The following is a 23526-nucleotide window of genomic DNA, read 5'->3' as shown; positions in this document are numbered from 1 at the left end:
TTAAGGTTTAGCCCTTTCTGTTAATTGTTCATTTTTAAAAATTGGCCGCAACGTAAAAGAATAGGAATAATCCTGGTAGGGAAGCCTGTACTGCGGATGAGTTTGTGCTCCCCAGCTGTTGTCGCCACCTACTCCCATCTGCTGATGGTCAATATTCCACCAGATCAACTTTTCATTGGTCATAGATCCTCCATGCACATTCCTTGGTGCATTTTTATCAAAATCAAGATTCTTCATATCAAAATGCAGGATACCTGTACTTAGTAGCGAAGTACCTGCAATAGCCATTAGCCCTTCTCCATCTCTGTTCTGCAGAGATACCCAGCGGATACTGGTCCGGTAACCACTCTCCTGTGCCCTTGGATATGGATAAAACAGAGAATCTGCGGGCATACGATACACATCAGTATGTGCAGCATAGTTCCGGTCTGAATAATTATCAAAAGGCCCTTTGCCAAGCCAGCTGGCCTGATCAAATTCCGGGTTCAGGATCATCCTCATACCAATCCTTTGCGGTTCAGCCACAGAACGGGTGCCCGTTTTCATCTGATAACTCACCTCTACATCTCCACTGCTATGAACGATATACCTGGTGGTGATGGTACTGCCTACAGCAGGCAGCTCATGTATCGTCTCTACAACGGCCTTGTCTTTACCCGCCATAGTGTTTTTAAAAGATTTCAGTTCTGCAGTCTGAAAAGCGTTTTGCCAAACCTTACTCCGGATCTGCAGGCTGTTGCCAATATCATTATCAGTTGCTGCCCTCCAGAAATGCGGTTCCAAAGCTTGTTGTATCACAGGCCTGCCTGAAATCTCGTAGGCTTCCAGTAAGCCGGTCTTTTGGTTAAATCCAATCATGATATCCTTCCCATAAAGGCGAAGATGCTCCCCCTCCACTTGTTTCTTCAACTTTTCACTTCTTCCTGTCTCTGCGACCACCGCCTTAACCTCAAAAGGAAGTTTAAACTGCTCTTTTGCTATAATGAAATCCTTGTCTAACAACCCGGATGCATTTCCCGTATAGGCTTCCAGCGTCATGAAATATTCAACGCCAGGTTTAGCTTCAAATGCTGGCACCTCTATACTTATCTCCTTTTCCTCCTGCGGACCAAGTACTGTTTCAGGTAGTTTTCCCGAGCAGATTAACGCCCCATCCCCTTTTATGAACCAGCGCAGGACATAAGCCGATAAATTGGTAAAGTCAAACCTGTTTCTGATGTTGAACTTGTAATTTTTAAGATCAACCTTTTCGAAAGAAATATTCTGATAAACCTTTTGTAATTCATAGGCCTGCGGATGGAAAGTACGATCTGAATTTAACAAGCCGTCGGCACAAAAACTGGTATCGCTGGTCAGGCCCACAGTCCCCATGTCCCGGCCATAGGCCCAAATCTTATTGCCTTTTTCATCCTTACGGGCAAAAGTCTGATCAGAAAAATCCCAGATAAAACCACCCTGTAACTGTTTATGCTTATAGATCAAATCCCAGTCGTCTTTTAAATTACCCCCGCTGTTGCCCATCATATGGGCATACTCGCACTGAATCATCGGTCTGGTTCTCCAGGTTTTCACATAGTTCTCCATAATACTAATGGATTTGTACATTGGACACCAGATGTCTGAGTAATGTTCATCTTTTGTGGCTTCATATTGCACCGGACGAGTCTTGTCTCTTGACTTGATCCAATTGTAAGTGGCTACAAAATTGGGCCCAAATCCACTTTCATTGCCCAAAGACCAGGTAATGATACAGGTAAAGTTTTTGTCACGCTCCCACATACGCTGAGTACGGTCCATATAGGAATTTTTCCATTCCGGCTGACCTGAAAGCGTCTCCATCGGCGTAAAACTCATACCATCGCATTCCAGATTCACCTCGTCAATAACATATAAACCGTACTGGTCACAGAGTTCATACCAGCGTTCTCCATTCGGATAATGACTGGCCCTTACCGCATTAATGTTCATTTGCTTCATGAGGCGAATGTCCCGAAGCATATCGGCTTCTGTAATTACCTTACCCGTCAGCATATTGTGCTCGTGGCGATTTACGCCTTTGATTTTAATGGCCTGGCCATTGAGTAGAAAAAGCCCACCTTTAACTTCGGTTGTTCTAAAGCCAATTTGACGGGTAATACTTTCTACTTCTGCCCCCTGTGCATCCAGATGCCTGATGGTAAGGGTGTATAGATTTGGATGTTCGGCGTTCCAAGCCCTAACTGCATTGATCTTCGAAGCAAAATTAAAACGCTCCCCAGATTTCAGCTGCTGATTTTGCTGGAAAACCGCTTTTCCTGAAACATCCGTCAGTTCTACCTTTAGACTGCCTGTTTCGCTTTTTGCGGGTCGTTTGTTGAATTCGACATTCAGGTCAAAAAGCCCGTTCTGATAGGCACTGTCCAGTGTCGCTTTGATGCTAAAATCCGCAATGTGAAAAACAGGTCTTGCGATCAGGAAGACACTTCTTTCAATCCCACTTAACTTCCACATATCCTGTCCTTCCAGATAGGTCGCATCGCTGAAGCGAAACACTTGCAGGGACACCGTATTCTTACCTTTTTTCAAGGCTTTGGTAATGTCAAACTCTGTTGGTGTCTTGCTGTCTTTGCTGAAACCCATCAGCTGTCCATTGATCCATATATAGAAGAAGGAGTTAACCGCACCGAGATGGATAAATACCTGTTTATCTGCCCAGTCGGGATCCAGGATAAAATCACGCTGATAAGATCCAACCGGATTATAATCTTTAGGTACAAAGGGTGGGTTTGGCGGGATAGGATATTCCACATCTGTGAAAATGTATTTATCGTAACCTTCGGTTTGCCAGTGTGCAGGAACCTTTATCTGACCCCAGTCTTTGGTCTGATCTGTATCTTTAAAAAAATCCAAAGACCTTAATGATGGATTCTGAACGATTTTAAACCTCCACATCCCATCCAAAGATTGCAACAGGGGCTGATTTGGAAGAAACCAGGCATGAGGCTTTACCACGTTCCTGGAGGGTATGGATGGATTTTCCCAGTCTGCATTCTGCCCTTTCATCAGCACAGGCGTCAGGAACAAGGCGAAGCAAAGTAAAACAAAGAATTTAAGACATTTCATGGGCATATAATGATGGAAGGCTATTTTCATAGCCTTCCAAATGATAGATTCAGATCTTATTTATTGAGCGTCAGGGTTGTTGGTCACCTCTTTAAGCGGTGTTGGATAAAAGGCCTTATCGGGGCTGAAACTTCTTCCTGCGGCTTGCATATTCTGGCTGAGCAGGCCCCATCTTCTCAGATCATAAAACCGGCTGCCCTCCAGGGTAAATTCCATCACTCTTTCATGTACAATCTGGTTAAATACCGTTTGCTGGTTGCCCGAAGGCGCATCTGGCAAACCAGCCCTTTTACGCACCAGGTTGATGTACTTAGAAGCCTCAGCATTGTTCTGCGCATTTAAAACTTCTGCATACATCAATAACACATCGGCATAACGCATTAAAGGAAAATTGATGGCATTGGATAAACCAATACGATCTGGAGTTGCCGGTATCCATTTACGAAAAGCAATTGTCTTTGCTGTTGCACCAAATAATGCGTTGTAGGTACTTCCGTAAATCTGCGGATCTGCAGGATTGTTAAAATAAGGATCATTGAAATACAAAGTCTGGTATACCCTTGCATCGTATTTACCACTGGCTATTTTTCCTTCCTTGGTCATCTCGTTCAGCAAACGTGGTGTACCGTAGATTTCGCCGTAGCCACCCAATTCTGATGCGGCCACCCAATCGCTCAGATAAGAACGGTAATAAGCCCCGCTCGAAGCATCAGCTGTCTGCTGCAATTCAAAAATAGACTCTACACTGTTTTTAGTCACGCCATTAAACATGTCCACAAACTTGGGATCCAGGCTATATTCTGTGGAAAGAATTACTTTCTGCAGCCAACCAGCAGACTCCGTATAATAAGCGTTGTTTTTGTCTTCGCCTGCGCGATAGAGATATACTTTGCCTAAATAAGCTTCAGCAGCCCCTTTAGTAACCCTGCCCAGTTCTGTAGCCGGACGGGCAGATCTTAAAGGAAGATTCGGCTCTGCTTCTTTCAAGTCTTTCAAAATAAAATCATAGACTTCCGCACGGGAAGAAAAAGGTTTAGACAAGTCAGCTTCTGAAGTAGGGACTTTGTCCCGAATAATGACCTTGCTGAAATTATTAAGCAGTTTAAAATGATAATAGGCCCTCAGGAATTTCGCTTCTGCTAAATATTGATTCTTACTGGCGTCATCAATTGCCGTACTGCTCATTTTAACCAGGCCTTCAATCACCTGATTGGAAAAATTGATGCCCTTGTAGTTTTCTCTCCAAAGCAGATCTATAGCATAGTTTCCGGAGGTGAAATTAAAATTATAATGCTCGGTCCACCAGGGATAGTTATAGGCATCAGCTCCAGGAACCACATAATCTTCCCGGTAAAACTCCCTTACCGAGCGGGCTTCTACGTAATTATCCCAGGCAACAAAGCCTTCCAGTTGGGAATAGGCCGAAGCTAGCCCAGACAAAGCATGTTCTTTACTGGTCCAGAAATTATCTACAGTTAACTGGTCAGGAATATTTTGTTCCAGTTCACTTTTTTTACATCCTGCAACTGCCAGCAGCAGGCAAAGGACTATATATAGTTTTTTTGTGTTCATCAGAAAATAGAATTAGGTTAAAAAGTTAGTTGAAGACCAGCCAGTAATCTCTTATTCTGAGGATAAAGCATACGGTCTACCCCTGTATCCAGTACGGTGAAATTGCCCACTTCGGGATCAAGACCTGAATATTTAGTGATCGTAATCAGGTTTTGGGCACTTAAATACACCCTCAATCGGTTGACCTTCATCTTTTGAAGCACCTTAGCCGGAAGCGTATAACCCAATTGTACCAGTTTTAACCGGAGATAAGCTCCATTTTCCAAAAAACGGGTCGATTCTCTGGCATTGCCATTTGGATCACCAAGCACTGCACGAGGCATATCTGTATTGGTGTGCTGAGGTGTCCAGGCATCCAGAGTGGTAGAAAGGAAATTTCTTCCGGCATCCATACCTTCCAATTCAAAACGGTTACCATTATAAATCTTATTGCCACCTACACCCTGCCAGAAAAGTGACAAGTCAAAATTCTTATAATTTACGCTCATGTTTAAGCTGTATTCCACTCTGGCAAAACCTGAGCCTTGGTAAGTCTTGTCTTTCTCATCAATTACCCCGTCTCCATTGGTATCCCGGAACCTCACATCACCAGCTTTAGCATCCGGCTGTAAACGCTCGCCAGCTGAATTTTTATAGTTGGCAGCTTCTGCATCAGACTGAAACAAACCATTGGCTTCATACAGATAGAAAGCACCAATTTCTTTACCTACCCTGGTTTGTGTAGGGATATGGTCTGTTCCATACCTTAATCCGGTTCCCATCAATATCTGATCTGCATTGGCCAGGCTGATCACTCTGTTTCTCAACAAACTGAACGCACCACCAAAATCAAAATGCCAGTCTTCTCTTGAGAATTTATAATTGGCTTCCAGTTCCAGTCCTTTATTGGCGATCTTGCCTACGTTCAGGATGGGATTGTTTAATCCAGCCGATGGCGGCACCTCTTTGGTGATCAGCAATCCATCGGTTGTGTTGTTAAAATAGTTTAACGATCCGGTCAGCGCATTGTTGAACAGACCAAAGTCAAGTCCAATATTTTTAGATTTTATAGTTTCCCAGCGCAAATCCCTGTTCAGCAGAGAATAGCTGGCCGAACCTGGCCATGGCGTGGCCCCCGAGCCTTGTACATAACCTCCTGCCCAGGTGTTGTCGGTCGTGATCAAGGCCTGATGGTCATAAAAGCCCAATGCGCCTTCATTACCCAGTTCGCCATAACTTGCCCTGAGTTTTAAAGCATTTAACCAGGTTATTTCTTTTAGGAAATTCTCTTTGTTAATGTTCCAGCCCGCAGATACGGAAGGGAATACTCCATATCTTCTGTCCTCTCCAAATACAGAAGAACCATCCCGGCGCACGGAAACCTGTAACAAATATTTATTGTCGTAGGCATAGTTAAATCTACCCAGTGTAGACAGGCGAACATATTTATTGTTGGACCCGGTAGCATTAAAAGTACCGCCCAGGCCTGCATTAATCGTATTAAAATCAGGATTGCTAAAACCTGCCGGCACTTCGGTTTCAACAATTTTGCCATTAACCACCGTGCGGACAATGGTCTTGCCATCTACAGTTGCGCTCAGGTACCGGTTGGTTTTCTCCTGTGCGGTATAACCTGCAAGTAATTTAAAACTATGTTTATCGATATCAAAGTCATAGTTGAGCAAATGCTCCATCAAACGTTCTTTATAATTGGAGATCCTGTCATATACCTGTGGATAAGACACCGCAGGATCGTTGGCATTGGCTCTATAGGGCGGATGGTGGGAATAATCTTCCTGCTGTGAAGAAATATAACTGAGGTTAGCGGTATACTTCAGGCCCTTATACAACTGAAGTCCTACCTTCATATTGGCGGCCAGGTATTTAATTTTGGTATTGGCTTCCAGGAAATGATCAGCCGCTATCGGATTCTGAAATTTAGGCAGACCGTTTTCGGTTAATCCGTATCCGTATTTTTCCTTGGTGTCGTATACCGGTAGTAAAGGTGACTGGAAATAGGCATCTTTAACATCAAATTTTGCTGGCTCAGACATGGTTTCCGTATACGTAATGTTACTTCCTACAGTCAGTATGCCCTTTGTAAAATCATTCCTTGATTTAAAGGATTTTTTGTTAAAACCAGAACCAATAAATGTCCCTTTATCGTCGGTCAGGTCACCACTCAAAGCATAGGTCAGATAATCTCCTCCTCCATTTAAACCCAGATTGTAGTTTTGTGAAATGCCCTGACGGTTGATCAGCTTCTGCCAGTCGGTATTGTTATTGCTGGCTTTGGTGATATACGCAGGAAAATCCGGTGCTGATTCGCCGGCATTGGTATACATCTGATTGTGCACCTGCTTATAGCCATTGGCATCCAGGAAACTGTATTTCTTTGTCGGATTAACCGCGCTGTAATAACCTGAAAAATCAATTATTGGCGCCCCTTTTTTACCTTTTTTGGTGGTGATGAGGATGACCCCGTTGGCACTATTAGAGCCATAGATAGAGGCGGCAGCACCGTCCTTCAGCACCTCAACGGAAGCAACATCATTACTGCTCAAATAATATGGGTCGCCCGGAACACCGTCAATGATGTACAATGGCTGGTGTGCGCCAAAAGTTCCTACACCTCTTAAACGAACATCCGAAGACTGGCCTGGATTGCCTCCTGGGCTGCTGACAGATAAGCCCGCTACACGGCCCTGTAAAGCATTTACAGGATTATTGGAAGCGACCTGGTCTAGCTTTTCTCCGCTTACAGAACTGACCGCACTGGTCAGGTTGCTTTTTTTCTGTGTACCATAGCCCACCACAACCACTTCGTCCAGCCCCTTCATGTCCATGATCATCTTTACGGTGATGTCTTTCCCTGGAACAACGGGGATTTCCTGTGTTTTAAAACTGACCGCCGAGAAAATCAGAATGTCCTTTGCACCCGCTCTGATCGAAAAACTACCATCTGCGGCTGACGTGGTTCCTGTAGTACTCCCTTTTATTTTGATGCTAATGCCGGCTACCGGCTGATCGATCTCATTTAAGACTTGCCCTTTAACCAGGGTATTCTGGGCATAGACACTTCCTCCCAGGAAGATCAGAAGCAGCCCAAAAAGGAAATGAATTGACCATCGTAAATTTTTAATCATAATATTTGGTTTGAAGTTGATAAATATCCAGACCTCTGGCCTGGCTACATTGGTTACTCAAACCTAAAGATTACATAAGGCAAAAAACGAAGGGACCTACCCCTACATCGAACATAAACTACCCCTACACGACCTCTACATGTGGCGATAGAAGCCATTTAAGGCAACATTTTGAAATTAGAAAGATTTCAGGAAATCATTGAGACTGTCGGTAGGATTCAGCCCAAAATGTTTACGCAAACGGTACCTCGCCATTTCAGCTGACTTAACAGAAATATTGTTCAGAGAGGCAATTTCTTTGATCGACAAACTTAGACGGATCTGCGCACAAAGCCGGCGTTCGTTTTGAGTAAGATCAGGAAATTTCTGCTGCAGGTTGTAAAAGAAATCCCGGTATTTGGTTTCTATCTGCAAATTGAAATCTTCCACGTATTTTTCAATATTAATGTCATACCGAAATTTGTGGATCAACTTATGCAGTTTTAAGGATATTTCTGCAGAACCGGATTTGTCCAGTACGCTTAATTCCTCAATAAAATTTGTAATAAGCTCATTCCGATGTGACATATATAGAGCATAATTTTTCAGCTCCATATTGTTGAACTCTAATTTATTATTTAAGGCTTGCTGTTTAATTTCTGCAAGCTCTGTATTCTTTCTTTGCCTGCTCCGCAGCTTATTATACAGCAGAAACCCAATTATAACCAACAGCACAATAATAATGGCCAATGTGTTCCGCTGATAAGATTTCAGGCTCTTCTCCAGGGAAAGTGCTTTGATTTGCCGCTCTTTATCCTGGGCTTCCCTCTTCATCGTCATAGAGAGCAAAGCATTTACTTTGTTCTTGGATAGGAATTCCTCTCTTATGGCATTGTATTTTTGGATATTTTCATAAGCTTTTTGGTAGTCACCAGTTAACTGATAGAGCTGTGAGGAAACTTTATAATTGTCGAGCAGGTTTTCCTTTTTAGAGTTGGAACTGGATTGGCTGATATAAAACAGCGCTTTATCCAATGATTCTTTTGCATCCTTATAACGACCGAGCTTCACCAGCGAAAAAGCCATCTGGTTATGAACTTCTGCAAGAGAAAGCACCTGCCCTGTTGAATATTCCAGTGATTTATGAAAGTAAAGAATAGCCTGGTTATAGTCATCTTCGTTATTGCTGCTGATGCCCAAATTATTATAAGCCGCACTGATCAGTACTTTTTTATGAAGACGTTCCGCTTCGGCCAATACCTGCTTAAAGTAAGCAGCCGCCTTTTTAAACTCATTTTTTAACTGATAGCTCAGGCCAATACCATTTAAAGAAACCGATGCTTTATTTTCATTATGAATTTTCTTATACAGCTCATAAGCCATGGTATGATATTTCAATGAAAGTTCCGCATTTTCCACATCATAATAGATCCAGCCCAGCAAAGTATAGTTGGCGGCAATCTGCTCCCGGGTTCCTTTGACTTTATAGATTTCCAGCGCCTTAAAGCCATATTCAAGTGCCAGATCGTAAATATCATTGTACAAATAACCTTCAGCAAGGATCACCATCGCATCCGCTTCCTGCTCCTTTAACTTATTCTCGTAAGCCAGCAGGTAGGCTTGATAAGCATAAGCAATAGCCTGATTGGTAGAGTCCTGATTCAGGCGTTTTGCTTTCTGGTTCAATAAGGCAATTTTCTGCTTCACCGGATCTCTTTCAGATTGACCAAAGCAAGAAATACAAATTAAAAATAAAGCAGCAAGAACAGCAGTCCTGAACACCGCAGCCATCCCAATTTTATTCAGCATATCTGGTTATTTTCCGATCGTCTTTGTTATGAATAGACATCCTGTTGTTAAAGATAGAATCTTTAAGGCAATTACATGGAAAAATTTACTTTGCCTGTCCCCATATCGTATACAGCACCGACAATAAGGATTTCCCCTTCCTCCTCCATTTCTTTCAGGATCGGGCTATGTTCTCTTATATTGCGTACACTGAGTTTTACATTCTCTTCGCATACATGGTGCATATATTTCGCATTAGCAGATGTCTTTTCACCTACAAAATCACTGCTAGACAGCACCGCGGGACGTATTTTAGCCAGTAACGGGGTGATATTTCCCAACTTGACATCATCAATAGCAGATTTAATAGCACCACAGTGCTCATGTCCAAGAACCAGGATCACCTTGGAACCTGAAACTTTGCAGGCATACTCCAAACTCCCCAGGATGTCCTCATTGACGATATTCCCCGCAACCCTGGCGACAAAAATATCACCTATACCCCGATGAAAAACATCCTCTACCGGAACTCTGGAATCCAGGCAGGACAGCACAACGGCAAGTGGATACTGACCCAAAGAGGCCTGACGAATTCTTTCAGAATTGTTTCTTACGGTTAAGGCACCCTCTACAAATTCCCGGTTCCCTTCTTTTAAAATAGCAAGCACGGTATCAGGCGCAAGGGCAGACTGCTCTTCTGCAGTGAGTACTTTTCCAGCAATCACCTCCTTTTTGTCAATACTCATTTCATCTTCCACAGCACCTTGTTGAGTTCCTGCCTTATTTTTGCCCTTTAAGACAAATAAAATAACCATTACAATTAGGGAGAAAACGAGTAGGGTGTCTAAAATGCTCATTAATGCCGAAGTTTAAATTTGCAGCACAATTGTAGTTATTTAAATGGATAAATAAAATAGACCAACTATATAGCTATATCCGTATAAGACTCAGTGACGAGACAAAGAGACGTGGCTTCGTCTCGGTTCGTCACTTCTCCGCCGCTCCTGCGACGTAACTTAGGCAAACAGGTACTTCTACCGAACAATCGGCGCTAAAAGGCCGGATCATCGAACAACCAACACAGATCAAGGTATAACCCAGACCCCATCCATACCCCCTTTCTGCACCATACCCACTTTCTGCACCACACCTAATCTCTGCATCACACCCAATCTCTGCGCCTTACCTAATCTCTGCGCCTTACCCGGTTTCTGCGCCTTACCCGGTCACCACCCTCCTCTGCAATTTGCTAAGGAAAATTCTCGTACACTGCGGAAAGACCTCAGAGATCTGCGGGCTTCTTCAGCCCGCCTGATATCGTTAGTCTTGAAGCAGTTGTACAGAATTTTCCAAAAATTCACTTATAAAAAACTACTCGTTTAAATACATGCTTTTTATCAATAATTCCTGATCAGGATTGATAATCGTACAATGATAATTGATCGCGTCTTTATTACAATAACCAATGATAACCTGTTCGGGTTCAAGATCTATGTCAGGCAGCTGATCCAGAATGCTGTAAATCTTTTCAAATTCAGTCTTCACATCCTGGTTACCTGGAAGAATGATCCGGATCTCTCCTCTGCCTTCAAATAGCTTAACCAATGTCCACCCTGAACCCTTTAGATGTCTTTTAAGGTTCTGAAAAAGTTGTTCCTTATATTCGTGCATATCCGCCTAAATTAATACATAATCAAAAATAACGCAATTGTATTTGAAAAAGTTCTGAACCTGTGAATTAAAGATCATATTTTTTTCGCAAAACCGTACTGATGGCAGTCGCATCTTCAATAATAGACTGTGGATAGCCCATTGAAGATAAAATAGCCAGCCCGTTTTTATTTTTCAGTACCCCAGGTTTAATCTTATAATCAAATACCAGTCGCGTTTCAGATACCAATTCTTCAAATGAATACACTGCATATTCCTTACCCAGCAGCTCTGCCAGCTCCAGATCATGTGTAGAAACGAAGGTAAAATTCTTATGGGCCGTAAGATAAGACAGAATGGCTTTAGCAGCAGCAACACGTTCAATCGTATTGGTGCCTCTGAAGATCTCGTCAATCAGAATCAGACTGCTCTCCTTCTGTCCCATCGTTTTATTCACAATATCCAGGATCGACAAAGCCTCAGCCTGAAAATAACTCTTGTGTTCTTCCAGATCATCGCTCATCCGGATACTGGTAAACAGGTTCATAAAAGGCGCCGAATAACAATTGGAACAGGAAGTATATAAAGTTTGCGACAAGAGCGCATTGATGACCAAAGAGCGGATAAAAGTGGTTTTTCCTGACATATTTGAACCCGTGATCAATACCCCCTGTTCCGCCTTTACTTTAATAGAATTGGCCACACAGTTTTCCACCAGTGGATGGTACAGATCAGTCACCTTAAGTTCTTCTTTTACCCCGCTGAAATCGGGTTTACAATAATAAGGCAGTCCTGTTCTTAAAGAAAGCACTGAAATGGCCATATCTGTTTGACCTATAAAATTGAACAATATTTCTATGTTGCTCCTCTGCTGATTGATCCGGTTTACAGATTTGAGGAACATTGCCGGTTCTACCAGCAAAAAGGTTTTAATCAGTTCAAGTGCGCTGGCACTGAGATCCGTTGGATCTCCGCTTGTTTTATCCTGAAAATTAACCATACTCAGGGAACGCTGAAGCGGTGCAAGTTCCTTCAAGCTTGCCTTTGCGGACTGAGCATCCGGATGGACCACCAGCTTCAGTATACGCTCGGCCGCCCTCATCAGCTTATACAATTGCGGCAGCGAATGAACATAGCTTGATATTTTCTTTTTATTGCCGTAATGCAGGTAGAAGTTAAACAGCGTCAGACCCAGGCTCAGCAGAAAAAACATCTGGTTCTTTAAAACAACAGTCAATACAACTGAAGCAATCCACAGCAGCGCAGCAAAGCGGATGTACAAACTGATCCATCCGCTGTACAAAGCTTGATAACTTGTGGTAAACAATTCATGTATATAATAGGCATTCTTACTGCCCAGTGCAGACAATTCAATTTCTGTACTGATCCTGAGGTGTTCATCTGCAGCAAATTGCTCTGCCAGAAGATCAAGTTGTTTCAAAGCTTCGGGGTCTTTCTTCCCGGATCTTAATTTCTGGTACAGGTACTGTTGTCCCGGCTTACTGTTGGTCCTGTCTATATAGGCAAACAGATTTTCAAGATCTATATCCGCAGCAATTGCATCAGATAAATGACCTCCGCTTTCCTGTGCAAAGTAAGCGCAGTAGCCTTTGAGCTGTTTGAAGTCTATAGAATGTTCAGAGGGCTGAGACCATTTGGTGATGACTTCTTCTGCCCGTTTTCGCATTTCCTGCTGACGCTTGAATCTTATAAAAAACCACAGAAGAATAAGGACAACGGGAATACCCAGCAGGTAGATCATCTTGAAAAGGATTTAATTTCTGCCAAATCTATACAATTTAGAGATCCGAAAAAGAAATTAATCCAATGAACCGAGAGTCAGGGGTAAAAAAAGAAAAGGAGATAAATCTTTCGATTTACCCCCTTAAATTAACGCTCTCGAAGCAAATATAATTATTGTTCCAACATATACCACCACTTTAATGTCATTTATTTATATTTTTTTTTTACAATTGCTCCGCGGGAAGACTAAACCAAAATGTGCTTCCCTTTCCCGGTTTACTCTCCACACCGATTTTCCCTCCATGCTTCTTGATAATTCCTGCCGAAATATACAGCCCAAGCCCTAGTCCAGAATATTGACTGCCACTTTCATCTACACGGTAATATCTTTCAAAGATATAAGGGAGTTTCTCTTCAGCAATTCCGTTTCCTTCATCTCTAACTTCCAGTTTTGATTCCTGGTCCGTTCCTGATATCAAGACAAAGATGAATTTGGATTCAGGAGCATATTTAACTGCATTATTTACAAAATTTACGACCACTTGCTCAATCCGGTCGGCATCTGCAAAAACCAGGATATCTTCGTCACCCGTTACATTTATTTTATAGCCATCTGAAGCATGAAGATGCTGCAGGCTCTCTCTAATCATTTTCACCAAACTGAAGCGGGTCTTGTTGAGGTGGAGCTGCCCTTCCGTATATTTCCCCGCATTCAAAAGGTCATTAATTAAAGCCGTCACTTTGTCCATGCTCTTATTGGCCTGCTGAATGAGCAGAGGAACCATATTACTGGAGGAAATTTCATTCTTATCTTTTAAGCGGTTCAGCAATTGAAGAGAAGCCTTAAGACTGGTGATAGGCGTTTTAAGTTCATGACTGGCCACACTAATGAAATCATCCTTCTGCCGGATAGCCATCCGTCGATGTGTTACGTCCATAAATGTGCCAATACTCCCCGTAATATTTCCTTCCTCATCATGAATGGGAGCAGCATTAATAGAGATGTAAAAGGTTTCCCTGCCGGGAGGTCGGATACCAATTTCAAAATCATAAACAGGCTTCCCTGTTTTCATTGACAGATGCATCGGGTGTTCAACCTCTGGTAAAAAACTACCGTCTAAACGAAGGTTTTGCCATTGAGGATTATCATATATTCCTTTTGTAATTTCACCTGGCTTTAATCCTAATATTTTTTGTGCCATAGGATTAGCATAAAGCAATTTCCCTTCTACATCGGTTATGCCAACGCCTTCGGCCATGGTTTCCAGAATCCTGCCAAGTTGCTCCTGATTTCGGCGGAGCTCTGCCGTTCTTTCTTTAACCGTCTTCTCCAGATTAACATTCAGATCATTTGCGATGCGCTCCGCTCTTTTTAGTTGTTTGTTCCTTTGCTTTAATAATTTTTCGTTCTTCTTTTGGTCTGTCAGATCAGTAATAATGATGCTCATGGATAGCCCCTCTTCCAGGTCCAGCATTTTCAAAGACAATTGTACACAGATTTTTTCGCCAGTAGAGGTACGTATTTTCAATTCACCCTTTATTGTATTTCCCCACGCCCCTTCAATGAGTACTTCATACTTCTTCAAGTCTTTTTTATCTATAAATTTCACGAGTGGCCGACCAGTTACTTTTTCCAGGGGGAGACCAACCAATCCTGCAAAACGGGAATTACAATACAGAATATTCCCTTTCTCATTCAGGGTAATTGCCCCTTCGGTCATCTGTTCAATAAAGATCCTGTAGGTCTGATCGGCACTTTTCAGCGTATAGATCTGATGCCCATCGTTTCCTTTAAGAACCAGCGCGTCCACTTCCCCCAGGCGTATGGCCTCGAGCATATCTTTCGCTTCTTCCAATTGAAACTGAGTTTCCCGTAATTGGTCCTGTAATTCCTTAAGTGTCTTTAAATTCTCCAAAAGCAAAATTTTATACCAATAGTCCTAATCCTCTCAGTACACGCTGAGTATCTGACATATCTCCAACAAGACGCCTTTCCGGTCCTGGAGATTTCTTTATGAGCATGGGAACAGCAACAACATCATCTCTTTTTACAATTTCAGGCTGCTGATGCACATCAATGATTTCCATTTCATATTTATTCTTAAGCTTTTCGTCTAAAATTCCCTGCAGGTTATTGATTGCCCGAATCGATTTAGAAGAAGCTCCTGCAACAAATAACCTGAGTATATAAACTGGCTCCTCTTCTATATTCATAATCCTTCGTAATACAATTAAGATCTGGGACGGATATCTAATCCAACTAATACTTTTTCTTTATTGGAGAGATCTCCAATAATTTTCCTGACCGGTTCAGGGACTTTCTTCACCAAGGTAGGAATAGCCAGGATCTGATCCCCTTCTGCCAGTTGCGGCTGAAGAAGAAGATCGATCACCTCAATGGAATACTGACCGCTTAAATGTTCTTCGCAATACTTCTTCAGATTGCTAAGTGCAGTGACTGATTTCTGGGTCTTACCAGCTACATACAGCCTCAGTTCATATCTCTCTTCCACTATTTGTTTGTTTTTGACTTATTATTCTGTTGCTTGTCAGCTAAAGACTTTCCACTGGTTTTTCTGATTTCTGTGATCTTTTGCCGGTTTTCTTCCATTACTCTCCTTTTAATCTCCTCCTCCGTGTAAATCTTGTTCAGTTCTTCTTCGGCCGATTCAAATTCAGATTTTAAATTCTCAATCTTTGCTTCCAGTATTTTACGTTTACGGAGCAGTTCCCTGTCCTTGCGGCTTACCGCATGGCTATGTAAAATTTGTCCTGTTTCTTCCAATAACATTTGCGCTTCCCGTGCCGAACCGGTCAATATACCTTCCGGGCCAAGATAAACATCAACCAGTTCCAGCCCCCCGCTAGTGATCAGAAATTCCCGCACTTGATTGGAATGGTGCATTCCCCGTGATTTCATAATGTATAATCCCCGGTTGCGCTCACCATTAAGTTCAATATCTTTAATATACAACCAGGCATCTACCAGCGAAGAAACACCGTCATCTGTCTGTTCACTTATAACTGTATTTAAAGTTAATGCCGTAAACATCACCGTAATCTGTTCGTTTTGCAAGAAATCAATTAACCGCACCAACATCGCCTTAACGTCGCTAAAGCTGCCTACTGTGATCAGATTTGTGATTGGATCCAGCACCACAACTTTAGGTTTAAATTTCTGGATGGCCTTGTGAATTGCAACCAGATGCATCTCCAGTCCAAACATAGTTGGACGCGAAGCATAAAACTGAAGCAGGCCATTATCGATATGTTCCTGCAAGTTCATGCCTATGGATTTCATGTTACGGACAATCTGCGCAGGCGATTCTTCGAATGCAAAAAACAAGCATTTGTCTTTTTTTAAGCAGGCATGATTTACAAAGCTGGCCGCAATACTGGTCTTTCCTGTACCAGCCGTTCCCGAAACCAGGATGCTGCTTCCTTTGTAAAAGCCCCCCATAGGAAACATTTCGTCCAGTGCACCGATCCCCGAAGAGATGGTCTCTGACGAAACAGGTTTATCTAAAGTTAATGAGGTTACCGGCAAGACCGAAATCCCATCCTGATCTATTAAAAACGGATATTCATTAGTGCCATGCAGCGAACCTCTATACTTCACAACTCTCAGTCGTCTGGTCGAAATCTGGTTAATTACCCTGTGATCGAGTAGGATCACACAGTCAGAAACATATTCTTCCAAGCCCTGCCTGGTTAGACTTTCCTTTCCCTTTTCACCAGTTACAATCGCGGTTACTCCTTTATCCTTTAGCCACCGGAACAACCTGCGGAGTTCGGCCCTCAGTATCCCTTCGTTAGACAATCCGGCAAAGAGGTTCTCTATCGTGTCTAATACGACCCTCTTAGCGCCAATGCTGTCTATAGCATAACCAAGTCGGATAAAAAGCCCTTCCAGATCATATTCACCTGTTTCTTCAATTTCAGTTTTGTCAATATGGATATAATCCATCCTGATCTTTTTTTCTCTTTGTAATTTTTCCAGGTCAAAGCCCAGGGATGCCACGTTCATCAGCAGTTCATCAGCCTTTTCTTCAAATGCAACAAACACACCTGGTTCATTGAAATCCTGGGCTCCACGAACTAGAAACTCAAGAGAGAATAATGTTTTCCCACATCCAGGGCCACCACAAATCAGGGTTGGCCTGCCAGAAGGCAAACCACCCAGGGTAATTTCATCTAATCCATTAATGCCCGTTTTAGTCTTGGGCATTGTGACCAGTTTCTTATTTAAACGTAATGAAGTTTCTTTTTTTACCGACATATTTTACGCTCTATAGATTTCTCCACTTGGGAATGATGTAAATAACAAGGATAATGCCTAAATGTTTAGTGCATAAAAAAACGGGCATAACTTATATAGCCATGCCCGTTGTAAAAAAAAATGTTTTTCAGAAGAAGAATTACCTTCTCATAAGCTCCTTAAGCTTAACAATCCTGTCTTCATTTTTGCTAAGGTCATTTCTGATCCCATTTAATATGTTTAAGAGCACATCGTCATTTGCAATTTCAGTTAGTGATTTGAAAATGCCTAATATCTTGACTCTCTCTTTATCAAACAGACGGCTCACGCCTAATGTGTACTGCAACCTGGTATTGTTTTTAAGAGTATTTTTCAGCTCCATATCAAAGCTTACTGTCATGGTTCCGGAGGTGAGGATATAGACGATGTCAACAATTCCCACTGGCATAGAACTTAAAACATAAGATTCATACCTGACACGGCTGTGCGTTGAGCTCATAAAATGTGCTTCCAAATCATCGTATTCTTTCAATACACTTGCAGACCTCTCCAGTTCACTTGAAAGCTCATTGTAATACTCTTCGTAATTCATAATTATTTTTTCTGACCTTAAAGGTACTCAATATTATCGATTGAAACATTAGTTCGCCTGAGTTGTTATATTCCTAAAAAATAAAGAAGATGATAAATCCAGAAGATAACGTACCATTAGACGATTCACTGAACTCGGAATCAGATGATCAGCAGAGTCAAAAAGACATTCATTCCAATGGCTTTGATGAAGAATATGATCAGGCTGCCGGTGAGCAACCTGATACGGAATTATTAAAGCAAGCATTTAATGCTGCTGAAAGTTCTTTTACTTTGGATGCGGAAGATAACATTGCCCCCAAAGCAAAAGAAGGAGGTACCGATTCTTAAGCAGGCAATGTTAATTCAGAGCCTGCTCCAATTGAGTTGAAAAATTCGAATTGCCGTTACGTTCATCGAATTGTGCGGCATTTCTTTGTGCTTGTTTACAATAGAAGTCGTAGAGATCTTTTACTTTATAGGTATGAGCAGAAGTATACAAAGGATGTTCATGCGGCAATTCTAGTGTAACTTGTTTTTCCTGATCTTCCAGTTTCAGTGCTTCGGCCATATACTGCGAAAAGAAAAACTCCCGGCTGGTTCTGCATTCCATTGCCCATGGAAGGTATTTCACTATATATTCCCAGCCTTTTTCTTTATGGTTATGGAACAAGAATACGATCAGCAATCCGATAGACACAATTAAAGTGGAATCTTCTTCCCTTTCCTGCAGTTCTTCTTCAGCGCGGACAAATAATTCCTCCGCTTTTTCATTTTCATTATTTTTAACTGCAAGGTAACACAGCTGACACAAGGTGATTACGGGAACATGCGCACAAGTGTATTGTTTTTGCAGCAATGGCTGCGCTTTCTGATAAGCAGCGGTAAAATCGCCTTCATTGACCAGAAAAGCAACTTCTGTATCCATTTCACAAGCCCTGCAATCGCTCAGTTCATCAATTGGAAGTGAGTTGACCAGATCCAGGTATTTTTTACTTCCTACCGATTCTTTTTGACCCAGTGCTTCATGAAGAAGTTTGCTGTAATAGGAACGCAAACCATAGCCTTTTTCTTCCAGTCTCCTTTTATAATCGGAAAGTACATTGTCCAGTTGTTCCAAAGGAACTACAGGGTTGGAGAACAATTCATCTATAATCCATTTATATTTCCAGAGCAGGTCTTCAACAGCATAGTTTTCGGGATCTGCATCATAGGTATTCAGCATCCAGCTAAATGCCCGAACAAACTCTTCTCTTCCAACCAATCTCCATTGTGTATCCATCAAATCTTCCCGAAGTTCATATCCCCATTCTATATCCTCATTTGCATCTGCAATCTGGATGGCCTCAATCAACAATTTAGCTGCATCTTTAGGATGAATGTTTTCCTGGTTTGCCCGGTTTAGGAGCTTCTGTATTTCTAAAGTATACCTCATCTTCTTAAATATTAATAAAATTCTCCATGCCCATAATAATCAGGTTATGGAGTGCTTCGTTAAACAAATTCATTTCTGTATCGCTGACCGGATATTTTCCCAATAATAATGCCTGTACGTATAAGATCTGGATAATAGAAGGAAAAACATAAGGGTCCTTGATCTCAATCATCCTTTTTACCAGTTTATTATCGGCATTAAAACAAAGAACAGGTTCTGCAGCCTTCTTTTTCGGAGCAAATGCACCCAGAGCTGCTGCAAGGGGATTATTGGCTGAAACTTCCTGTTTCGCATTTCTGGTACTCATATCGTCCTGCGGTGCCACATAGATCGCGGGTATATCCTCCGGGTTAAAACGTTTCAGACTGCAGGTACATTTCAATGGCTTGAGCACTTCTGCGGCCCTTTTCTCGAATTCCGCAAATTGCTGCTCATTTGCGATATCTACGGCATGAAAAGTATTCAGTAAACTGCCCGGAGAGATTTGTTCAATTTTAAGGTGTTTGTCCAGTCGCTGGATTTTCTTGAGCAATTCTTCTTCGAAAGTATAGGCAGCATTAATGATCAATACCCCCTGCGATCCGGCAATACGTCTGACCTGCTTAAAATCATCAATATTGGGTGTATAATATATGGTCTGCCCCTGTTCCCGAATGTTTTTAAATGTCCGGATTCCTTTATTGGTTTCAAAAGGCAAATCATCCATAAAGACCTGCAGAAGCTCATTATCTTCTGCGGCGATGGCTTTAAGATGCAGATAGTGTGTATTGATCAACTTTTGATAAATGGAATGATCCACCAGCCCCACAGATTTCAGATATCCTTTGATCGACTGCCCGATTTGTTTTTTTGCTTCCTTCAACAAGTCATTATAGACCAGCGACTCACGGGATGCAATGGCATCCAGCCCATCGGTATTGAGTACACAACGAATAAAAAAGGCCCAACTGGGCAATAAACGACAATCATCATCGCTTAGAAACATTCGTTTTAAATAGATCTTATGGGTTTGTTTACCTGTAAACTGGGTTTTAAAGGGCAATACATAAGCTACCCCTTTTATAGCACCTGCCGAAGAAGAGACAGGGAAAGCGTCCAAAAAACTGGTGTTAAAAACTTTACGGCCATAAGCCAGTAATTCTTCCTTAGATGCAGTACTGTCCAGCCATATAGCTCCCCCTTCATTGATCCAGTGTTCCTCCTGATCGTGAAAGAGATAAATTGGCATAGGCAATGCTTCGCCATAGTTCTCCAGATTTTTACGGAAAGTTTCGGGTTTAAATAAGTGCTTGAACTCTTCTTTTGGCAGCAGGATAACTTTAGATCCTATTGGGCGTTCCTCACTGATTTCGGTAATTTGGTAAGTCCCATCTGACTTGCCTGTCCAACGGAAAGCTTTATCACTGAGTGCCGATCTGGATTCAACGATAATTTCATTCGACACCACAAAACAGGACAACAGCCCGATCCCAAATTTCCCGATATAATCTTTTGCTTCAAAGGCCTCCCTTTTGGAACTTTCGCCAATCACCGCAAGGAATTTATGGATCTCTTCCTCTTTTAAACCAATTCCGTTATCCTCAAAGATCATCTCTTTTCGGTTCGCATCGGGAAGGTAAATCCGTATCGCCCCAAGGTGACCTTCGTCTATAGTCTTAAATGCAGTAATCGCGTCTACCCCATTTTGCAGAAGCTCCCGCACAAAGGTATTTGGATTGCTGTATAAATGTTCAGACAACAGCGAGATCATTCCTTTCAGGTTCACCTGAAACAAATATTGCTGATTTTCATCCATATTATTTTCCTTTCTTCCTGCCAGTGAGTTTCATGGCTTTTTCATGGCCATTATCGGCCGCCCTTTCAAACCAGGACATCGCCATTTCTTCATCTTCCTCAACTCCGTCTCCCATTAAATAGCAATTTCCGAGTTCAAACTGCGCCAGCGCATAATTTTCTTCCGCAGCTTTAGTAAGCCACTGCAATCCTTCTTCTTTATTCATTGCAACACCTTTACCTGTCAGTAAGAGCGTACCCGTATAATACTGAGAAGCAATGTTGTTGTGCTGTGCCGCATCATTAAACCAGCGAAAGGCTTGTTCCGGATTGGCCTTTACACCAGATCCATTGAGGTAACAACGTCCGGTATGATACATGGCCAGAATATATTCCCGGTTAGCGGCCATCTCATAATATTTAAAGGCTTCGGGATAATTGGTCTCCACACCTAAACCATACTCGTAACAAAGTCCAAGCCCTTCATGCAATACATCGCGTTCAAAAGCCTGTTGATAATAGTCAAATGCCTTTTCAGCCTGGTCAATTCGATCGTAATCGTACATGTAGTAATCACCAATTTCGACCATAGCGTGCGGATATCCGGCATCTGCCGCTTTATGAAACCATTCCAATCCCTTTTCAGAATCCTGTGTGATCAAACCGTGCATATAATAGTAACCCAGTTTATAGGCACCGTAATAATAGTTTTGTTCTGCAGCGCTTTGCATGTAGTCAAATGCTTTTTGAGCATCAAATGCGACACCATATTCGTGTTCATAGCATAGTCCAAGTTCTACCATCGCTTTCGGGTTACCTCTTTCGGCTGCCTTTTGATAATAGGCAATAGCCTGATCCGGATCTTCCGGAACACCTATACCAAAGCGATAGCAACGCCCTGTTTCAAACGTACAATTCACATCGTCGAGTTCTGCACCTCTCTTGTACCAATTAAATGCAGCCTCTGGATCGGCACTTTCAATATGGTAAGCATTCTCCAGGTACGTTCCAGTCGCATGAATGGCAAAAGCATAGTCCATTTCTGCGGCCCTTTTGAACAAGTCAAAAGATTGCTGAAGATCTTTCACTATGGTGCCATCCTCATACATAAAAGCCAGTTCTGTCATGGCATAAGGGAAGCCCATTTCAACGCCTTTTTCAAAATAAGCTCTTGCTTTTTCCTGATCTGGCTCACCGGCCACCCCATATCTGTAGATCCTTCCTGAATTGTTTATTCCTGCCGGGAAATTCTGTTCGGCAGCTTGTTCATAATAAGACAAGGCCTTCTCTACATCTGTGTCACCAACCAATATACCTTCCTCATAGAAATACCCTAAACGGTTCATTGCATAGGGCATTTTATCTTCAACTGCTTTTCTAAGCAGCTCCAATCCGGCCTGCTCATCTTTTTGTACGACAGCCCCATCCAGCAATACTTCTGCCTTTTCAATTAAAGCATCTGCTGAACCATCGGCAATAGCAACATTCAGGTAATGAAGACCTTTTTCTCCGTTTATAAATTCAGGTACATACAAATAGATTAAAGCCAGACGATAAGCCGCAAATGCATTGTTATACAGATAACCTAATTCAAACCAGTGAATGGCCTCTTCAAATGAAGAACCTCCATTATTTTCCGGTAAAGCATGATAGCCCAAATGAATGGCTGCTTCTACAGTTCCTAATTCAAAAGCCTCTTTCCACATCGCGAAAGCCTCCGATCTGACAGCGGGATCTTCCGAGGATGCAAATTTCATTGTGGCAAGCCTGAACAAGGCGTAATCATGTTCATAGTTCTGGTAAAGCATTTGATAAACCGCTGCCGCTGCTGCTTCATCCCGGATAGAATCGTAATAATTTCCTTCCAGGACAAAAGCACTTTTTAGTAAAAAGAAATCTTCACTTTCTTTTAATTCAGCAATGAGAGAAAGCATCCCTTCGGTATCTCCAGTATTTAAAGAGATATAGCCTTTATATAATTTAACCCATAAAGACGACGAACTGTTCAGCAATTTCAAACCAGCTTCTTTATCTTCTTTGATCAATACCCCATAATACAGGAAATAACCTTTTACAGCAATACCCAGTTCTACCTTTTGATCAATTGCCTTATCCAGATAATAGATTATTTTTTCAGCATCCCGGTGAGATCTTCGGGCCTCTCTGCACTGAAATGCAATCTGTGTATATATGATAGGGAAGTAGACTGCAAGTTTTTCAAGAGCAGCCAGCAAAATGTGTAAATGCGTGTCGTAATCTTCTTCATTAAGATAAACACTTGCTTTAAAGTCCAGTCCTTCTGTAACCAGTTTCTTATAAAAAGCAAAAACCTCGTCTTTATTCTCCCCCAAACCGGATGATGCGCGGTCTAATAAAGCAAGTCCTTTATACCAATTGTCTTTTTGTTGTAGATCGGCTTTGGTTAAGTTTCTAATTTCCTGTGCTATATCCACCTTCTCCGTTTCCTGAAGGATCGTGTTATAAGCATGTTTAAGATTCATTTTTCTATAGGTTAATGTAAAAAAACAATT

The 23526-nt window shown here is 42.0% G+C and carries 16 protein-coding genes; 1 reads left to right on the top strand and 15 read right to left on the bottom strand.

The window, feature by feature from the left end:
• The 12 genes from R2S08_RS17350 to R2S08_RS17295 form a co-directional block, all read right to left on the bottom strand.
• The gene (locus R2S08_RS17350; protein ID WP_316836322.1) at positions 1-3132 is read right to left on the bottom strand and encodes a glycoside hydrolase family 2 TIM barrel-domain containing protein; all 3132 of its coding nucleotides are present in this window, start codon (positions 3130-3132) and stop codon (positions 1-3) included.
• Positions 3133-3162: 30 nt separating this feature from the next.
• A complete protein-coding gene (locus tag R2S08_RS17345) occupies positions 3163-4674 on the bottom strand; it encodes a RagB/SusD family nutrient uptake outer membrane protein (protein WP_316836321.1) in 1512 nt (503 codons plus the stop codon).
• A 17-nt stretch (positions 4675-4691) separates the two neighbouring features.
• Positions 4692-7799 (bottom strand): TonB-dependent receptor, encoded by a 3108-nt coding sequence (locus R2S08_RS17340; RefSeq protein ID WP_316836320.1) that lies wholly within the window; start codon positions 7797-7799, stop codon positions 4692-4694.
• A 177-nt stretch (positions 7800-7976) separates the two neighbouring features.
• Positions 7977-9587: a tetratricopeptide repeat protein gene (locus R2S08_RS17335; protein ID WP_316836319.1), complete on the bottom strand. Its 1611-nt coding sequence runs from the start codon at positions 9585-9587 to the stop codon at positions 7977-7979.
• A gap of 71 nt (positions 9588-9658) precedes the next feature.
• Positions 9659-10423: a carbonic anhydrase family protein gene (locus tag R2S08_RS17330; RefSeq protein WP_316836318.1), complete on the bottom strand. Its 765-nt coding sequence runs from the start codon at positions 10421-10423 to the stop codon at positions 9659-9661.
• A gap of 514 nt (positions 10424-10937) precedes the next feature.
• Positions 10938-11237 carry a hypothetical protein gene (locus R2S08_RS17325; protein ID WP_133780019.1) on the bottom strand — a complete coding sequence of 100 codons (300 nt, stop codon included), beginning with the start codon at positions 11235-11237 and terminating at the stop codon, positions 10938-10940.
• 67 nt (positions 11238-11304) lie between these two features.
• Positions 11305-12978, bottom strand: a complete 1674-nt coding sequence (locus tag R2S08_RS17320; protein ID WP_316836317.1) for a MutS-related protein — start codon at positions 12976-12978, stop codon at positions 11305-11307.
• 205 nt (positions 12979-13183) lie between these two features.
• Positions 13184-14875 carry an ATP-binding protein gene (locus R2S08_RS17315; RefSeq protein ID WP_316836316.1) on the bottom strand — a complete coding sequence of 564 codons (1692 nt, stop codon included), beginning with the start codon at positions 14873-14875 and terminating at the stop codon, positions 13184-13186.
• A gap of 10 nt (positions 14876-14885) precedes the next feature.
• Complete coding sequence (locus tag R2S08_RS17310) at positions 14886-15173, bottom strand: circadian clock KaiB family protein (protein WP_316836315.1); 288 nt, start codon at positions 15171-15173, stop codon at positions 14886-14888.
• A gap of 17 nt (positions 15174-15190) precedes the next feature.
• Positions 15191-15472, bottom strand: a complete 282-nt coding sequence (gene kaiB, locus R2S08_RS17305) for a circadian clock protein KaiB (protein ID WP_316836314.1) — start codon at positions 15470-15472, stop codon at positions 15191-15193.
• On the bottom strand, positions 15472-17238 hold the full coding sequence (kaiC, locus tag R2S08_RS17300; protein ID WP_316836313.1) for a circadian clock protein KaiC: 1767 nt from the start codon (positions 17236-17238) through the stop codon (positions 15472-15474). Before kaiC ends, kaiB begins: the two co-directional genes overlap by 1 nt.
• Before the next feature lie 139 nt (positions 17239-17377).
• Entirely contained in the window at positions 17378-17809 is a 432-nt protein-coding gene (locus R2S08_RS17295; RefSeq protein WP_316836312.1) for a hypothetical protein, read from the bottom strand.
• Between the two features lie 89 nt (positions 17810-17898).
• On the opposite strand from R2S08_RS17295, the gene R2S08_RS17290 reads away from it, so the two are divergent.
• Positions 17899-18138, top strand: coding sequence for a hypothetical protein (locus R2S08_RS17290; RefSeq protein ID WP_316836311.1), 240 nt, complete (start codon positions 17899-17901; stop codon positions 18136-18138).
• A 10-nt stretch (positions 18139-18148) separates the two neighbouring features.
• Here the strand turns inward: R2S08_RS17290 and R2S08_RS17285 are convergent, their stop codons facing one another.
• The 3 genes from R2S08_RS17285 to R2S08_RS17275 are packed head-to-tail and all read right to left on the bottom strand — an operon-like array spanning position 18149 to position 23496.
• Complete coding sequence (locus R2S08_RS17285) at positions 18149-19222, bottom strand: hypothetical protein (protein ID WP_316836310.1); 1074 nt, start codon at positions 19220-19222, stop codon at positions 18149-18151.
• Positions 19223-19226: 4 nt separating this feature from the next.
• Positions 19227-21017: an HSP90 family protein gene (locus tag R2S08_RS17280; protein WP_316836309.1), complete on the bottom strand. Its 1791-nt coding sequence runs from the start codon at positions 21015-21017 to the stop codon at positions 19227-19229.
• A 1-nt stretch (position 21018) separates the two neighbouring features.
• On the bottom strand, positions 21019-23496 hold the full coding sequence (locus R2S08_RS17275) for an SEL1-like repeat protein (RefSeq protein WP_316836308.1): 2478 nt from the start codon (positions 23494-23496) through the stop codon (positions 21019-21021).
• Positions 23497-23526 lie beyond the last annotated feature (30 nt).

Origin of the sequence: Pedobacter nutrimenti, assembly GCF_032678445.1 — a bacterium.
Classification (GTDB): Bacteria; Bacteroidota; Bacteroidia; order Sphingobacteriales; family Sphingobacteriaceae; genus Pedobacter; species Pedobacter nutrimenti_A.
Note: the sequence above shows the minus strand (reverse complement) of the source record. Positions and strands in the feature narration are given on the sequence as shown.

What these genes read in the sequence shown, in the direction of transcription:
- R2S08_RS17350 (WP_316836322.1), bottom strand. Translation starts at nt 3,132, where the DNA reads ATGAAAATAGCCTTCCATCATTATATGCCCATGAAATGTCTTAAATTC.
- R2S08_RS17345 (WP_316836321.1), bottom strand. Translation starts at nt 4,674, where the DNA reads ATGAACACAAAAAAACTATATATAGTCCTTTGCCTGCTGCTGGCAGTT.
- R2S08_RS17340 (WP_316836320.1), bottom strand. Translation starts at nt 7,799, where the DNA reads ATGATTAAAAATTTACGATGGTCAATTCATTTCCTTTTTGGGCTGCTT.
- R2S08_RS17335 (WP_316836319.1), bottom strand. Translation starts at nt 9,587, where the DNA reads ATGCTGAATAAAATTGGGATGGCTGCGGTGTTCAGGACTGCTGTTCTT.
- R2S08_RS17330 (WP_316836318.1), bottom strand. Translation starts at nt 10,423, where the DNA reads ATGAGCATTTTAGACACCCTACTCGTTTTCTCCCTAATTGTAATGGTT.
- R2S08_RS17325 (WP_133780019.1), bottom strand. Translation starts at nt 11,237, where the DNA reads ATGCACGAATATAAGGAACAACTTTTTCAGAACCTTAAAAGACATCTA.
- R2S08_RS17320 (WP_316836317.1), bottom strand. Translation starts at nt 12,978, where the DNA reads ATGATCTACCTGCTGGGTATTCCCGTTGTCCTTATTCTTCTGTGGTTT.
- R2S08_RS17310 (WP_316836315.1), bottom strand. Translation starts at nt 15,173, where the DNA reads ATGAATATAGAAGAGGAGCCAGTTTATATACTCAGGTTATTTGTTGCA.
- kaiC (WP_316836313.1), bottom strand. Translation starts at nt 17,238, where the DNA reads ATGTCGGTAAAAAAAGAAACTTCATTACGTTTAAATAAGAAACTGGTC.
- R2S08_RS17295 (WP_316836312.1), bottom strand. Translation starts at nt 17,809, where the DNA reads ATGAATTACGAAGAGTATTACAATGAGCTTTCAAGTGAACTGGAGAGG.
- R2S08_RS17290 (WP_316836311.1), top strand. Translation starts at nt 17,899, where the DNA reads ATGATAAATCCAGAAGATAACGTACCATTAGACGATTCACTGAACTCG.
- R2S08_RS17285 (WP_316836310.1), bottom strand. Translation starts at nt 19,222, where the DNA reads ATGAGGTATACTTTAGAAATACAGAAGCTCCTAAACCGGGCAAACCAG.
- R2S08_RS17280 (WP_316836309.1), bottom strand. Translation starts at nt 21,017, where the DNA reads ATGGATGAAAATCAGCAATATTTGTTTCAGGTGAACCTGAAAGGAATG.
- R2S08_RS17275 (WP_316836308.1), bottom strand. Translation starts at nt 23,496, where the DNA reads ATGAATCTTAAACATGCTTATAACACGATCCTTCAGGAAACGGAGAAG.